Annotated in this window: 12 protein-coding genes, 5 tRNA genes and 1 other annotated feature; of the genes, 1 reads left to right on the forward strand and 16 read right to left on the reverse strand. The window is 27.3% G+C overall.

Annotated features, from left to right (window positions below; all coding sequences use genetic code 11):
• Window positions 1–872 (forward strand): IS701 family transposase (locus GBZ86_RS00005; protein ID WP_152886548.1); only part of this gene is annotated, 872 nt, incomplete at its 5' end.
• On the opposite strand, the gene GBZ86_RS00010 is transcribed toward GBZ86_RS00005, so the two are convergent.
• From GBZ86_RS00010 to GBZ86_RS00085, 16 genes are all read right to left on the reverse strand, one after another.
• Window positions 861–1,196 carry an LD-carboxypeptidase gene (locus tag GBZ86_RS00010; protein ID WP_152886549.1) on the reverse strand — a complete coding sequence of 112 codons (336 nt, stop codon included), beginning with the start codon at window positions 1,194–1,196 and terminating at the stop codon, window positions 861–863. The genes GBZ86_RS00005 and GBZ86_RS00010 overlap by 12 nt on opposite strands.
• 65 nt (window positions 1,197–1,261) lie before the next feature.
• Entirely contained in the window at window positions 1,262–2,653 is a 1,392-nt protein-coding gene (locus GBZ86_RS00015; protein ID WP_152886550.1) for a glycine--tRNA ligase, read from the reverse strand.
• 60 nt (window positions 2,654–2,713) lie between these two features.
• Window positions 2,714–2,880 (reverse strand) — a binding site (T-box leader).
• 131 nt (window positions 2,881–3,011) lie between these two features.
• Window positions 3,012–3,086, reverse strand: a tRNA-Asn gene (locus GBZ86_RS00020).
• Window positions 3,087–3,277: 191 nt separating this feature from the next.
• Window positions 3,278–4,786 (reverse strand): lysine--tRNA ligase, encoded by a 1,509-nt coding sequence (lysS, locus tag GBZ86_RS00025; protein ID WP_152886552.1) that lies wholly within the window; start codon window positions 4,784–4,786, stop codon window positions 3,278–3,280.
• Between the two features lie 19 nt (window positions 4,787–4,805).
• The gene (greA, locus tag GBZ86_RS00030; RefSeq protein WP_152886554.1) at window positions 4,806–5,285 is read right to left on the reverse strand and encodes a transcription elongation factor GreA; all 480 of its coding nucleotides are present in this window, start codon (window positions 5,283–5,285) and stop codon (window positions 4,806–4,808) included.
• 260 nt (window positions 5,286–5,545) lie between these two features.
• Window positions 5,546–6,520 (reverse strand): tRNA dihydrouridine synthase DusB, encoded by a 975-nt coding sequence (gene dusB / locus GBZ86_RS00035; RefSeq protein WP_152886556.1) that lies wholly within the window; start codon window positions 6,518–6,520, stop codon window positions 5,546–5,548.
• Window positions 6,521–6,526: 6 nt separating this feature from the next.
• Window positions 6,527–7,306 (reverse strand): type III pantothenate kinase, encoded by a 780-nt coding sequence (locus GBZ86_RS00040; RefSeq protein ID WP_152886558.1) that lies wholly within the window; start codon window positions 7,304–7,306, stop codon window positions 6,527–6,529.
• 249 nt (window positions 7,307–7,555) lie between these two features.
• Window positions 7,556–9,220: a formate--tetrahydrofolate ligase gene (locus GBZ86_RS00045; RefSeq protein ID WP_152886560.1), complete on the reverse strand. Its 1,665-nt coding sequence runs from the start codon at window positions 9,218–9,220 to the stop codon at window positions 7,556–7,558.
• A gap of 184 nt (window positions 9,221–9,404) precedes the next feature.
• Complete coding sequence (gene ftsH / locus GBZ86_RS00050; protein WP_152886562.1) at window positions 9,405–11,204, reverse strand: ATP-dependent zinc metalloprotease FtsH; 1,800 nt, start codon at window positions 11,202–11,204, stop codon at window positions 9,405–9,407.
• 80 nt (window positions 11,205–11,284) lie between these two features.
• Window positions 11,285–11,836 (reverse strand): hypoxanthine phosphoribosyltransferase, encoded by a 552-nt coding sequence (gene hpt / locus GBZ86_RS00055; protein WP_152886564.1) that lies wholly within the window; start codon window positions 11,834–11,836, stop codon window positions 11,285–11,287.
• Between the two features lie 4 nt (window positions 11,837–11,840).
• Window positions 11,841–13,241: a tRNA lysidine(34) synthetase TilS gene (gene tilS / locus GBZ86_RS00060; protein ID WP_152886573.1), complete on the reverse strand. Its 1,401-nt coding sequence runs from the start codon at window positions 13,239–13,241 to the stop codon at window positions 11,841–11,843.
• A gap of 256 nt (window positions 13,242–13,497) precedes the next feature.
• A complete protein-coding gene (spoIIE, locus tag GBZ86_RS00065) occupies window positions 13,498–15,894 on the reverse strand; it encodes a stage II sporulation protein E (protein WP_152886575.1) in 2,397 nt (798 codons plus the stop codon).
• 391 nt (window positions 15,895–16,285) lie between these two features.
• Window positions 16,286–16,374 (reverse strand) — tRNA-Leu (locus GBZ86_RS00070).
• A 16-nt stretch (window positions 16,375–16,390) separates the two neighbouring features.
• Window positions 16,391–16,467, reverse strand: a tRNA-Met gene (locus GBZ86_RS00075).
• A 5-nt stretch (window positions 16,468–16,472) separates the two neighbouring features.
• Window positions 16,473–16,548: transfer RNA gene (locus GBZ86_RS00080), tRNA-Met, on the reverse strand.
• 5 nt (window positions 16,549–16,553) lie between these two features.
• Window positions 16,554–16,642: transfer RNA gene (locus GBZ86_RS00085), tRNA-Leu, on the reverse strand.
• Window positions 16,643–16,707 lie beyond the last annotated feature (65 nt).

Here is a 16,707-nt window from a genome sequence, read left to right on the forward strand (position 1 = left end):
TCAAAGGAAATATACATTATATAAAAATTCCGGTTCAGTATAAACTTTACGATTCACTAAAAAGCAAAATGGAATTAGCAGCTGATATGGTAACAGGTGTAGCTCCTATTTTACAAGATTATCAAGTAATAGTTCTATGTGATAGTTGGTATACAAAAACATCTTTCATAAAACCTATTAAAAAATTAAAAAATGTTGATATTATTGGTGCTGTTCGTAAAGATACAGCTATATATGATTTAAAGCCTGAACCTACAGGTAAACGTGGTAGACCAAAGACTAAAGGTGATAAATTAGATTATCGTAAATTTTCTTATAAGCAAGAAAATGATTATTTTATAGCCCATAAGAAAGTAATGACTAATCTACACGATGAGCCTGTATTTATTACAGTTACGACCACTGATATTAATAAATTTTCATCAGTTAGAATATATTTAAGCACTATATGTCCTAAAAAAATTAATAGTTTTGATAATATGCCAAGTAATCAAAATAGCTCTAATGATAAATCTGAATCTAAAACAGTTTTTAATGTATATAAAATGCGTTGGAATATTGAGGTTATTTTTTATCAAACTAAAACTTTTTGGTCTTTTGGTAATTATATGGTAAGACACAAAGAAGCTATAGAAAAATATGCTAATTTAATAGGGGTTGCCTATAGCCTAACCGTTTTATTACCATTTATGAGCCGTAAATTTTCTAAATTAAAATTTCAAAGTCCACAAGAAACAAAATATTATATTTCTGATTGTATTTCTAAAGAATTAATTTATGGCAAGTTGCTTAAAACAATACAACTTGATAAAAATATAACTACGCTTGAAGATGTTATTAATCATCTTAATAACGATTCTTTAGCTAGTTAAATTTATTGTAAAGTGGTGTTTTATAATATTAAAATCTATATATTCTAATAATCCATTAGCTAAATCACCACCTGATATGTCAAAAATAGCTTTAACATTTTTATCTTTAAAAAAATTTATTAATTCTAGTGCTTTTTCTTTTTGTACTTTATTTAAAATATCATCTTTAGAATATAGTGTCTTTGCAATTTCAACTTTAAATCCTAACTCATTTAGTATTTCTTTTAACCTATTGACTATATATAATTTATCAATAGATATAGAATTAGAACAAGCTGTTAATGCTATAGTATCTCCTTTTTTAAACTTTAATTTTTTATTCATATAAAACTCCTTTTTAAGCTGTAAAATAAAAGAGAAGTAAATAAAAAATTTACTTCTCTTTTGTTTTAGAATTCTAAGCTCTTAGCTATAATTCCTTCAACCTCTTCTATTTTAACTCTTTGTTGTTCCATTGTATCTCTATCTCTTACAGTTACACATCCATCTTCTAATGTATCAAAATCAATTGTAATACAGAATGGAGTTCCTATTTCATCCTGTCTTCTGTATCTTTTTCCGATACTTCCTGTTTCATCATAATCTACATTAAATTTTTTACTTAATTCAGCATATACTTCATCAGCTTTTTCTGAAAGCTTCTTAGAAAGAGGTAATATAGCTGCTTTATAAGGTGCTAATGCTGGATGAAAATGCATAACTGATCTTACATCTCCACCATCTAATTCTTCTTCATCATAAGCTTCAACTAAAAATGCTAATGTAACTCTATCTGCGCCTAATGATGGTTCTATAACATAAGGAATATATTTTTCATTAGTTTGAGGATCTAAATAAGACATATCTTGACCTGAATGTTCTTGATGCTTCTTTAAATCATAATCTGTTCTATCTGCAATTCCCCATAACTCACCCCAACCAAATGGGAATAAATATTCTACATCTGAAGTAGCATTTGAATAAAAACTTAATTCCTCTTCTCCATGATCTCTCATTCTTAAATTCTCGATATTCATACCTAAATTCAACAAGAAATTCCAGCAATAATCTTTCCAATATCTAAACCATTCTAAATCTGTTCCTGGTTTGCAGAAAAATTCAAGTTCCATTTGTTCAAATTCTCTTGTTCTAAATGTAAAGTTTCCTGGTGTTATTTCATTTCTAAATGATTTACCTATTTGAGCTATACCAAATGGAACTTTTTTTCTTGAAGTTCTTTGAGTAGCTTTAAAATTTACAAATATACCTTGAGCTGTTTCTGGTCTTAAATATATTTCATTTTTAGCATCTTCAGTAACACCTTGGAAAGTTTTAAACATTAAATTAAACTTTCTTATATCTGTATAATTCATTTTTCCACATTTAGGACATACTATATTGTTACCTTCAATGTATTCTTTTAATTGAGTATTAGTCCAACCATCAGCTGTAGCTACCTCAGCTCCATTTTCAGTCATATGATCTTCAACTAATTTATCTGCTCTAAATCTAGATTTACAATCTTTACAATCCATTAAAGGATCTGAAAAACCACCAACGTGACCAGATGCAACCCAAACTTCTTTATTCATTAATATTGCACAATCTAATCCAACATTATATTTACTTTCTTGTACAAACTTTTTCCACCAAGCTTTTTTAACATTATTTTTAAATTCTACACCTAAAGGACCATAATCCCAAGAGTTGGCTAATCCACCATAAATATCTGAACCCGGAAAGATAAATCCTCTATTTTTACATAAAGCAACTATTTTATCCATTGTTTTTTCAACTACCATCTTATATTACCTCCATTTATTTAAAATATTTTATTTTATAAATAAAAAAAGCTATACTTTTAAAGGGACGAAAAAAATCCGCGGTTCCACCCTTCTTAGCATAAGCTCAACTTTACAAAATTAATACACTCCAAAGCTCCATTCACTTTAACTTTCTAATGATTTTCACCTTCCATCATCTCTCTAAAAGAAATATTAAAATTACTATTCTTTTTCACTGCGTTTATTCAACTATATTTATAATTCTATCAAAAGAAATAAATATGTCAATAAAATCTCTATGTATTTTTTACTATATTTTAAAATAAAAAAAAGCAATGGAACTCCACTGCTATTAAAAACTTTTTTAATTTTAAAATGGCTCCTCGGAGAGGGCTCGAACCTCCAACCTATCGGTTAACAGCCGAGTGCTCCACCATTGAGCTACCGAGGAACATCTTACAATATTTATTATATCACTTTTAAAATAAAAATCAACTCTTTTTTATTGTTTTTTTCATATTAATTCCAAATAAAAATGATACAATTAAATTATAAAATAAATGCATAATTTATTTTTTTACAATTTAATAAATCATGCATTTTCTTATTATATAACTATTAATATCTTAGTTCTTTAATATATTATTTACCTAAAGGCTTCATAGTTGGAAATAATATAACATCTCTAATTGATGCAGAATCAGTTAAGAACATTATCATTCTATCAATACCAATTCCTAAGCCACCTGTTGGAGGCATTCCTGTTTCTAAAGCGCTCATAAATTCTTCATCTATCATATACGCTTCATCATCTCCAAGATCTCTTTCATTAGATTGTTGTTCAAATCTTTCTCTTTGAACTATTGGATCATTTAATTCTGAATAAGCATTACATACTTCTCTACCAAATATAAATCCTTCAAATCTTTCAGTAAACATTTCATTTCCTCTTTTTTTCTTAGTAAGAGGTGAAATTTCAACTGGATAATCTGTTATGAATGTTGGCTGAATCATATGCTCTTCTGCAAACTCTTCATATAAAGCATTTAATACTTCTCCTTTAGTTACATATTTTAAATCTTTAGGAAATTCTAAATGCTTTTCTTTTGCTATTGATTGAGCTTCTTCATCACTATTAATTTCATTAAAATCTATACCTGCATATTCTTTAACAGCATCCATCATTGTTAATCTTCTCCAAGGCGGTTTGAAATCAATCTCTGTTCCTTGATAATTAACTTTAGTAGTTCCGTTTACTTTTTCCGCTACATATGCAATCATATTTTCCATTATTTCCATCATATCATTATAATCTGCATAAGCTTCGTATAATTCTATCATTGTAAATTCTGGATTATGTCTTACAGACATTCCTTCATTTCTGAAGTTCTTACCCATATCATATACTTTTTCAAATCCTGCCACTATACATCTTTTTAAATATAATTCTGTAGCTATTCTTAAATACATATCTATATCTAAAGTATTATGGTGAGTTATAAATGGTCTAGCAGCAGCACCTCCAGCTATTGGTGATAATATAGGTGTCTCAACTTCTAAAAATCCTTTATTATCTAAAAACTCTCTTATAGCTTTTATTATTTTTGCTCTTTTTAAGAAAGTTTCCTTAACTTCTGGATTTGTTATTATATCAACTTCTCTTTGTCTGTATCTTGTATCAGGGTCTTTAAGACCATGGAATTTTTCTGGTAATGGTTTTAATGATTTACATATTAATTGAAATGAAGTAACTTTTACAGATATCTCACCTTTTTGTGTTTTAAAAACTACACCTGTAGCAGCTATCCAATCTCCAAGATCAAAAGTCTTATATTCTTTTAATGCTTCGTCTCCTACATTATCTATTTTTATAAATAATTGAATTCTACCATCTCTATCTTGTATATCAGAGAATATAACTTTACCTTGACCTCTTTTAGACATTAATCTACCAGCAACTTTTACTTCTTTTCCTTCTAATTCATTAAAGTTATTAATGATATCAGTAGATGAATGTGTTTTATCTATCTTATACACATCAAATGGGTCCTTACCAGCTGCTTGTAACTCAGCTAACTTTTGTCTTCTTAATAATTCTTGTTCACTTAATTCGTTTTCTAATTGGTGAATATTTACTTCCTCATTTGACATTTTAAAATCCCTCCATTTTTTATCTTCTAATTCCTAGAATTTCAAACTTACTTATACCCCCAGGAACATTAACTTCTATAGTATCACCAACTTTTTTAGTCATTAAAGCTGCTCCAACTGGTGATTCATTTGATATTTTAAAATTCATAGGGTCTGCTTCTGCTGAACCAACTATTGTATATTCAACCTCTTCATCAAATTCAAAATCCATAACTTTTACTATTGAACCAACAGTTACAGTATCAGTTGAAATTTCTGATTCATCAACAACAACTGCATTTTTTAACATACTTTCCAATTGGATAATTCTTCCTTCTGTAAATGCTTGTTCATTCTTAGCTTCATCATATTCTGAATTTTCGCTTAGATCTCCATATCCTAAAGCTACTTTTATTTTTTCTGTTATTTCTTTTCTCTTTACTGTCTTTAAAAATTCTAATTCATCTTCTAATTTTTTTACACCTTCATATGTCATTAAGTGTTTTTTTTGATCGCTCATATTTTTCTCCCCTTCGAATTAATTACTTTTATAGTATTATATTAAAATTTAATGATTATATTTACTCTATAAATCACCAACTGCTTACTTGCATAGCATTTAAAACATTATAATGCCTGCCTTTAATTATGTCAATACAAAAGTAAAATAATGGTTATTGTGATTATTATAAAAATTTACTTTTACATTAACAGTTTATTATTTACAAATAATATTAACTTTATAAATAATATTTTTCTTTAATATTTTTTAAATTATATTTAAATTTCTTTTAGCAATTCTTTATATTCTTGCAATATATCAACAACTTTTTTAGGATCATTTTCTAAATTAATTTTATTTTTCATATCTGTACAATTTTTCAGACCTTTTATATACCAAGATGCATGTTTTCTCATTTCTCTAACAGCTTTATAATCACCATCATATTTTAAAGCTAATTCATAATGCCTTATACACATATCTATTTTTTCCAAAGAAGTAGGAGAATAAACCTCTTCACCATTTAACTTTTGAACTATTTGTTTAAAAATCCATGGATTTCCCATACTGCCTCTTCCAATCATAATTCCATCACAATTAGTTGTTTGTTTTAACTTTAATGCATCCTCAGGAGTAAATACATCTCCATTACCTATAACAGGTATATTAATGGCTTCTTTAACTTGTCTTATTATATCCCAGTTGGCCTTTCCTTCATACATTTGTTCTCTTGTTCTACCATGTACAGCAACAGCATCAGCCCCAGCCATTTCCATAATTTTAGCAAATTCAACAGCATTTATATTGTTTTGGTCAAAACCAATTCTAAATTTTACTGTTACTGGCTTATTTGCAACTTTTTTTATACTATTAATTATATTATAAGCTAGTTTAGGATCCTTCATTAATGCTGAACCTTCACCATTTTTAATTATTTTAGGTGCCGGACATCCCATATTCACATCAATAATACATATATCTTTATTTGTATTAAAATATTTTTCTGCAACATACGCCATTATTTCAGGATCATTTCCAAACATCTGACAAGATACTGGTTTTTCTTCATCAGCTATTCTCATTAATTCTTTAGTATTTTCGTTACCATAATATAACGCTTTTGCACTAACCATTTCAGTACAAACTAAACCAACTCCCATTTCCTTACAAAGACCTCTAAAAGAAATATCTGTAACTCCAGCCATAGGTGCTAAAAATACATTGTTTTTTAGAGTTATGTTTGAAATTTTCATTTTAATCTACTCCTTATTTTTATCATAAAGTATTTTTAATCCTTCTAATGTTAAAGTTGAATCTATTTCATCAATTACATTCGTTTCACTAAATATTAATTTAGCTAATCCTCCAGTGGCTAACACAAAAGGTTCTTCCTCACCTAAATTTATCATTTCTTGCTTCATACGTTTTATTATATATTCTACTTGACCAATATAACCATATATTATTCCTGCTTGCATACTTCTTACTGTATTTTTACATATTAGACTCTTTGGTTTTTCAAGTTCCACCCTTGGTAATTTAGCTGCTCTTTCAAAAAGAGCTTCTGATGAAATCTTTATTCCTGGACAAATATTTCCACCTAGATAATCACCATTTTTTGTTATAGCACAATAAGTAGTAGCTGTTCCAAAATCTATTACAATTAATGATTTCTTATGAAACTCATATGCTGCAACTGCATTTACTATTCTATCAGCACCAACTTCTTTTGGATTATCATATTTTATATTCATTCCTGTTTTTATTCCAGGTCCTACTATTATTGGTTCAATTCCAAAACACTTTCTTATCATATTTTCTAGGGAATGCATGATATTAGGAACTACAGAAGATATTATAATGCCCTCAACCTCTAATGGATTAAGCTTTGCTTGATTAAACAATTGCATAACTTGTATTCCATATTCATCAGATGTTTTTTTAACATCGGTAGATAGTCTCCAACAAGCTATGTACTTCTTGTTGTTATGAACTCCTAATACTATATTTGTATTTCCTACATCTACAAGTAAAATCATGTGTTTACACCACCTTAATATAATTAAAGACAGCTACAAAGCCGTCTGGAAAATACCATATAAATCTTTATATAACAATATAATTTTAACAACTCATAATCATTTGTCAAGCAATTACAATTTATCAAATAAAAATACTTTTATATACTTTTACTAACTATATTTAAAGAATTATTTTTCAGACAAAAATATTATTATATAAAAATAAAACGTAGGTTCCACTTACCCACGCTTTATTTTTTATTTAAATTAAAATAATCCTATTATTTCACCATTATCCTTTATATCCATTCTATTAGCTGCTGGATTTTTAGGTAGTCCTGGCATAGTCATAATATCTCCTGTAGATACAACTAAAAATCCAGCACCATTTGATACTCTTACATCTTTAACCGTTATATCAAATCCTTCTGGTCTTCCTAATAACATTGGATTATCAGATAGTGAATATTGGGTTTTAGCTATACAAATTGGTAGTTTATCAAGATTAAACTTTTCTAATTCTAATATTTGTTTAATTGCTGTTGACGTATATTTTACATCGTCAGCACCATAAATAGTTTTAGCAATCTTTAAAATTTTATTCTTTATTGTTTCATTTTCATTATAAATTCTTTCAAAACTTGAAGGAGTAGATTCAACAACTTTTAATATTTTTTTTGCTAAATCTATACCACCATCTCCTCCTTTTTCCCAAACTTCTGTTTCACTTACCTCTACATCCATAGATTTACAAAACTCTTTTATAAAATTTATTTCTTCATCTGAATCGGAAATAAATTTATTTATAGCCACTACAACAGGTATACCATATATTTTTATATTTTCTATTTGTTTTTCTAAGTTTTTAATTCCTTTTGATAATGCTTCTATATTAGGTATAGTTAATTGTTCTTTTCCTAATCCTCCATGGTGTTTTAATGCTCTAATTGTAGCTACTATCACTACACAATTAGGATTTAAATCACCATATTTACATTTTATGTCTAAAAATTTTTCAGCTCCTAAATCTGCTCCAAATCCTGCTTCTGTTATAGTTATATCACTTAAAGTTAACGCTGTTTTCGTTGCAATTATTGAATTACATCCATGAGCTATGTTAGCAAATGGTCCTCCATGTATTATTGCTGGTGTATTTTCTAAAGTTTGAACTAAATTAGGTTTTATTGCATCTTTCATAAGAAGAGCCATAGCTCCTTCAATCTTTAAATCTTTAGCAAATATAGGATTTCCACTTAAATCATATGCTATTAAAATTTTTCCCATACGTTCTTTTAAGTCATTTAAATCTCTTGCCATACATAATATAGCCATAATTTCTGATGCAACAGTAATCATAAAACCATCTTCTCTTAAAAAACCATTTATTTTTCCACCCATACCAACAACAACTTGTCTTAATGCTCTATCATTCATATCTAATACTCTTTTAAAAATTATTCTTCTAGAGTCTATCTTCAATTCATTACCTTGATGTATATGATTATCTATAGATGCACATAAAAGATTATTAGCAGAAGTTATAGCATGCATATCTCCTGTAAAATGAAGATTTATATCTTCCATAGGAACTACTTGTGAATATCCACCTCCTGCAGCTCCTCCTTTTATTCCAAAAACAGGACCTAATGAAGGTTCTCTTAATGCAATTATAGATTTTTTTCCTATTTTATTAAATGCTTGTCCCAACCCTACTGTTACAGTTGATTTTCCTTCTCCAGCTGGTGTTGGATTTATGGCTGTTACTAGAACTAATTTCCCTTTACTATCATTTAAATCTAAATCATTTAAATTAATTTTACACTTATATTTTCCATATAATTCAATATCATCTTCATTAAGACCTAAACTTTTTGCGATTTCAACTATAGGTAACATTTTTGCACTTTGTGCTATTTCTATATCACTTTTCATTAAAGCACCTCTTTTCATATAACTTTATAAATATTATAACTTTAATATCTATAAAAATAAACTGTTTTACGAATATTTTTTTTATTTAATTAAATAAAATTCGTATATAGCATACTATTATAGCTTTTATCCATAATTTTATTTAATAAAAAATAAAGAACCCTTAAGGATTCTTTATTTTTTATTATGAATTTTTAAATATATTTTCAAATTCATTACCATCTATTTTCTCTTTTTCTAATAAAGTTTCAGCTACTGCGTGAAGTTTACTCATATGCTCTTGTAATATTCTTTCTGCTCTCTCATAAGCTTCATCTACAAGGCCTTTAATTTCTTTATCAATCTTAGAACTTATTTCTTCACTTACATTTCTACTTTTTCCTATATCTCTTCCTAAGAATACTTCATTATTATCTTGGCCGAAAGATATAGGTCCAATCTCATCACTCATTCCATATTGCATTACCATATTTCTAGCTATACTACTAGTTCTATCAATATCATTTTTAGCTCCAGTACTTATATCTCCTATAACTAGCTTTTCAGCAACTCTTCCACCTAATAATCCTACCATTTCATCTTTTAACTTTGACTTAGATACATGACTTCTATCATCATCTGGAAGATGCATTGTATAGCCTGCGGCCATACCTCTAGGAATTATACTTATTTCATGAACTGGATCCGCATGTTCTAAACATCTCATAACTACTGCATGCCCCGCTTCATGGAAAGCTGTAATTCTTTTATCGTGTTCACTTATAACTCTACTTTTCTTTTCTGGGCCTGCTATAACTCTTGTTATAGCTTCTTCCATATCATTCATATCTATAGCTTGCTTTTTTCTTCTAACTGCTAATAAAGCAGCTTCATTAGTTAAGTTTTCTAAATCAGCTCCACTAAATCCCGGAGTTCTTTTTGCTAATACTTTAAGTTCAACTTCTTCATTTAACGGTTTATTTCTAGTATGAACTTTTAATATTTCTTCTCTACCTGTAACATCAGGAGCACCTACAACAATCTGTCTATCAAATCTACCTGGTCTCAATAAGGCTGGATCTAATATATCTGGTCTATTAGTAGCTGCAATCATTATAATTCCTTCATTTACTCCAAAACCATCCATTTCAACAAGAAGTTGATTTAAAGTTTGCTCTCTTTCATCATGACCTCCACCAACTCCAGCTCCTCTTTGTCTTCCAACAGCGTCTATTTCATCAATAAAAACTATACAAGGAGCATTTTTCTTGGCTTGCTCAAATAAATCTCTAACTCTTGAAGCCCCAACACCTACAAACATTTCCACAAAATCCGAACCTGATATGCTAAAAAATGGAACTCCAGCTTCTCCTGCAATAGCCTTAGCTAATAATGTTTTACCTGTTCCTGGAGGCCCTACTAATAGTACCCCTTTTGGTATTCTTGCACCCATTTCTATATATCTTTTAGGTTGCTTTAAGAAATCTACAATTTCCTCTAATTCAGCTTTTTCCTCATCTGCTCCTGCTACATCTTTAAATGTAACTTTTTTACTATCTGGTGAAGCTAATTTTGCTCTACTTTTTCCAAAGTTCATTACACCTCTATTACCACCACCACCTTGTGATTGTTGCATAAACATAAAGAAAAATGATAAAAATATTACCATCATTAATATAGTTGGTATTACTTGAAACCAAACAGACATATTTGCTGGAGGTTCAAAAGTAACATCTGCTGTACTTGGTGTAGATTGCATTAATTTTGAAAATGTTTCTGCTGGAGCATATGTATTAAAAGTTGTTCCATCTTTTAATACACCTTCTATAGAATCTTTTTCTTCTATAATTGTTACCTTTTTAACTTCATCGTTTTTCCATTTTTGTTCAAAAGAACTATAACTTATATTAGACTTAACTTCTCCGCCTTTATAGAAAGCATATGCTGCCGTTATTATTAAAAAGAAGATTATAATCCAGGCCGTTAAACTTGACATTTTTTTCATTTCTATGGCCCCCCTCTCTCAAATTACTTATAAAATTTTAACACAATATTTTTATTTTTACAATATTTACTATTTATTATTTACTTCTCATAAATTTCTCTTTTTAATGAACCTATGAAAGGTAAATTCCTATAATTTTCAGCATAATCAATTCCATATCCTACAATAAATTCATCTGGAACTTCAAATCCTATATACTTTACTTTAATATCTGATTTTCTTCTAGCTTCTTTATTTAATAAAGCTACAATTTCTATACTATTTGCTTTTCTTGCCTTTAAATATTCTAATAAATAACTTAAAGTTACACCTGTATCAACAATATCTTCTACTATTAATACATCTTTACCTTCTATATCGTTATCTAAATCTTTTAAAATTCTTACTACTCCTGATGTTTCTGTAGAGTTTCCATAACTAGATACAGCCATAAAGTCTATAGCACAAGGAATTGTTATATATTTAATTAAGTCTGATGTAAAAACAACAGATCCTTTTAATACACCAACTATTAAAAGATCTTTATTACTATAATCATTGCTTATCTCTTGTGCTAATTCTTTAATTCTCTTAATCAAAACTTCTTCTGAATATAAAACTTTTTCAACATCATTTATAATATTTTTTTGCATATTTTTATTCCTCTCTTTCAAATTTAACTTTTAATATATTTTTAGTTTTTTTATTAATTTTAAATTCATCACTTACTTTTACACCAACTACCCATGCAATTTTATCATTAAATATCAATAATGGAATTTCACTTCTTTTATCTTTTGGAATTTTACAATCCATAAAAATATCTTTTAATTTTTTTGAACATTTCATTCCTAAAGGAACTATTCTATCTCCATCTCTTCTATTTCTTATACTAATGTTAGAAATTTTATCATAATCAAAATATTTTGTGAATTCATCATTAAAATTAATTTTATTATTTGTTAATGAAAATTCAAATTTTCCAAAATAATCATCATAAATATTTATAATTTTATTTTCTTTAAGCTCTATATGTAAATTTCCTAACTCAATTTTATCTTTTTTTAAATCCTTATTTAAATTTTCTTTTAAAATAAGCTTAATTTTCCCATATTCATTTTTAGCTATTACACCATTAGTTATATGTATATTTTTTCCTGTTTCTCCCTTTTGCAATGTTATTATATCGTATATATGCTTCATTTCAAAATTATTAAATTTTTTACTAATATTCATTAAAGACTTTTTTATAATTCTAGTTAATATAGCTTCTTTTTCATTAAAAGCATCCTCTTTTATAACTATACTATCACTAAAATTCTCACAATATTTTTTATATCTTTCAGTGACAACTTCTTCTATAAACTCAACGTCTTTACTGCATGAATAGGCTAATCTATTTAAGGTAGATATTAAATTAGCATTGAAATTTTCTTCTAAAAAAGGTATAGCTTTTAATCTTATTTTATTTCTAGAATATATTTCTTCTAAATTAGTTTCATCAATTCTTGCTTTAAGATTCTCGTTTGCACAATAATTTTCTATTTCTTTTCTAGTTAAGCATAAAATTGGTCTTATATATAAATTATCTCTTATAGGTTTTATTCCTGTAAGTCCTTCAATTCCACTTCCTCTTACTGCCCTCATTATAACTGTTTCTGCTTGATCATTAGAATTATGTGCTATTGCTATTTTGCTTATATTGAATTGTTTTTTTACCTCATTAAAAAAGGAATATCTCTCTTCCCTACCAGCCATTTCTGTAGATATAGATTTTTCTTTTGATATATTATTTATATCTACTCTTTTTATACTTATAGGAATATCTAAATACTTGCAAATTTCTTTACAATATTCTTCATCTTTTAATGCATTTTCTCCTCTTAAACAATGGTTTACATGTGCAGCATGTAATTTAATCTGTAAATCATCTTTTAATTTATGTAATATATACAATAAACATACTGAATCTGGACCTCCTGATAAAGCAATTAAAACTTTATCACCCTTATCCATCATAGAGTTATCTCTAATAAAATTTTTAACTTTATTTATCATATTTTTGCCCCACACTATTATAAATTTTAATACTTTATTATAACATAATAATTTTCTTGTTAAAATTCTTATTTAATATGTAATGGCAATTATTCATTTTTATCAAATAAATTGGCTATTTTCTAAGATATTAATAATACTATAATAATACTATTTCAACTTAGTAAATAGCCCATATTAAAATTTAAAATACTTTTGTAAATTAATTACGTTATTAATTTTTAATATTTTCATATAACTCTAAATTTATTCTTAATTAATATAATGCATATATTTTTGATACAACTACAGTCATATCATCATTAGCTTTTCCTCCACTTAATTCTTTAGCTTTTTCTACTATTGCTAAAGATAAATCTTTAGGTTGTTTATAATGAGTATCTCTTAAAAATTCAACTAACCACTCAATTGAAAAAGATCCATCTCTATTTATATCTAAAATGCCATCACTGATTGTTACTATTATATCTCCATTAGAAATTTTCTTTTCAACTGTATCTATATCAGCATTTTCTAAAACTCCAAATGGTAAAGTTTTAGAATCAATTGCTTCAATTTTACTACCTCGTTTTATAAAGCTTTCAACTGCACCAACTTTCATAAATTTAGCATTTCCAGTATATAAATCTATTTTAGTCATATCTAGCGTAGAAAATTTTTCATCCTCACTGAACTTTATATTCATTAGTGAATTTACAGCATCAATAGCAGTCATTTCATTAAATCCAACTTCCATAAATTGCTCTATTATTTCAACTGCTATTTTACTTTCTAATCCTGCTTCTGGTCCTGATCCCATTCCATCTGATACAACTACAATATAATTTCCATCTTTAGTTTTACCATAACTATATGAATCTCCTGTATATTTTTCACCACTTTTAGTTGCTACTGCAACACATGATGATATATGATACTTAGGAGATTCTTCTATTAAAACTTCACATATATTAGTTTTAGGATCTATACAACATCCTTCTCCACCTATACTCATAGTTCTCCCTACAATTTTATTTATAATAGGCAGTGCTTCCTTAACACAAAGTTGTGCTCCACAACAATTATTCATATTTAGTTTTATATTTAATCTACCACTTTTATCGTTGTAACATAATATATCACTAAACTCAATATTATTTTTTAGTAAAGATTTTCTCAATAATTTTTCTACTTCCACACACAAAATTAATTCTTTATTAAAATCATCAACAATTTCATCTATTGTTAATGCCATATTATTAATATGATTTGCTAATAATTTTCTTCCTTCCCCCATTCTTTGTCTCAACATTTCATTTATTATGTGATTATTTATTGTTTCTTCTAAATTTTTTATTAATGCATATTTTTTAATACATTTTTTTTCTAACTCTTTTGGAAATTCATTAATTCCACTTTCATAATTATTTATAAGTTCTGCAAAACCATTATAAGTTGCATGTAATTCTCTTTTCCAACACATATATCGCATATCACATTCGCTACAAGTTCTATCTGAAAGATTTTCAACTAAAGCATTCCCTTTATTCTTCATCATTAACTTATCATTATTAACTAAATTATTTAAAGTAATACTCATAGTTCCTAATACATCCGTAAAATCTCTTAATTTACTTGTTAGTTCCTGTTTAATTTTTTTAAAATGTACTTCACTATAATGCTCAATTTTTTTTTCTTTATTAATTTCTAAAACTAAATTTTCAAATATTTTTTTTGGTATAAATAAAAACATTAATGATGATATTAAACACTCTTGCATTACTTGTATAGTAAAATTTTTCGTATATATTGTTATAGCAATGAATATTATATTAAAAGATAAAAAAGTTAAAACTTTACCTGCTTCTTTAAAAATCCCACATATAAGACCACAGGCTCCATATATAGTTACATAATAAAGCAAATCTCCAGATGCAAACCCTAAAATCAAACCCATTGATATACCGATACAAGCTCCCATATTTATATCTGTTATATATGAAATAAATATAACAAAAAATAAAGCAACTATATTTCTTATATCTAACCCCAAAAATTTTATATTACCTATACCAACAATAACTAAGCATAAAAATAATCCTATACTAATTATTTCATCAGTTGAAAAAAAATGTTGAACTTTAATATCTTCTAAACATTTTAAAGTATATTTAATCATATAATATATTGGATAAATTAAAGCAATCATTCCTACTGAAGAAATTAATGTTAACAATATATCTGACTTAACAATAAAAAGTCCATATATGAATGTTATACTAAATAATATAAATAAATTTATAAATATATTTATTTTGTTTTTTATTTTCAATGGTATTAAGAAGAATATAACTACTGCTAAAAGCATTAATATATACATAGGTACTTGTTCAACTTTCCAAATCAAACTTAAATATCCTAATACCACCCCAACAGATACTATTAATGTTTGCTTTTTACTATTATTTAAAAAAGCTAGTACATAAGCCACTCCAAAAGGAGCTAAATTATTAAATTCACCTAAGCTTAAACCTATAGTTACTCTACTAATTAAAACTGCCGATATTATGTTAAAAATTATCTTAGAAAAAGATAATTGAAATTTTAGAGATTTTTTATTTTTAGATTTTTTTTCTAATCTTTTATAATTATCAATTTTCACTCCAAATTGCATATTTCTCCCCCTCATTTCTAATGAACATAAATAAATTATATCAATATTCTTTGGAAATAATTGTCAAGAAATGAAGTTATTTATTTTTTTTATAAGACAAAAGATGCCATAAATTTATCTTTGATTTATATATATACTATTTAAAAAGATTTCTTTATACTAAAAAAACTACTAGTAATCCTATTTAATAAGATATTTTATTTTTATTTTAAAAATTATATAAATTTTAAATTTGTAAAATATGTTGAATATTTAGATTTGATGTAAGATTTTCATTCAAAGTTTAATATAAAAAATTGAGTAGAAGAAAAATACTTATTCTATTTTCCTTTATTAGATATTGCTTACTATTAACATATAAAAAAACTCATCTTATTGTAAGATGAGTTTTTGGTGCCGAAGACCGGAATCGAACCGGTACGATGTGTTAGCATCGCAGGATTTTAAGTCCTGTGCGTCTGCCAGTTCCGCCACTTCGGCATGTATTTATTTTTAATGGTAGCGGGAACAGGATTTGAACCTGCGACCCTTCGGGTATGAACCGAATGCTCTAGCCAACTGAGCTATCCCGCCATATCTGGTTGCGGGGGCAGGACTTGAACCTACGACCTTCGGGTTATGAGCCCGACGAGCTGCCAACTGCTCCACCCCGCGATATTTGGTGCCGAAGACCGGAATCGAACCGGTACGATGTGTTAGCATCGCAGGATTTTAAGTCCTGTGCGTCTGCCAGTTCCGCCACTTCGGCATTTCATTTTGCTGTCATCTCTCAACGACAAGATTTATTATACATAAGCTTTGCTATAGTGTCAA

This window comes from Clostridium tarantellae (assembly GCF_009295725.1).
Classification (GTDB): Bacteria; Bacillota; Clostridia; order Clostridiales; family Clostridiaceae; genus Sarcina; species Sarcina tarantellae.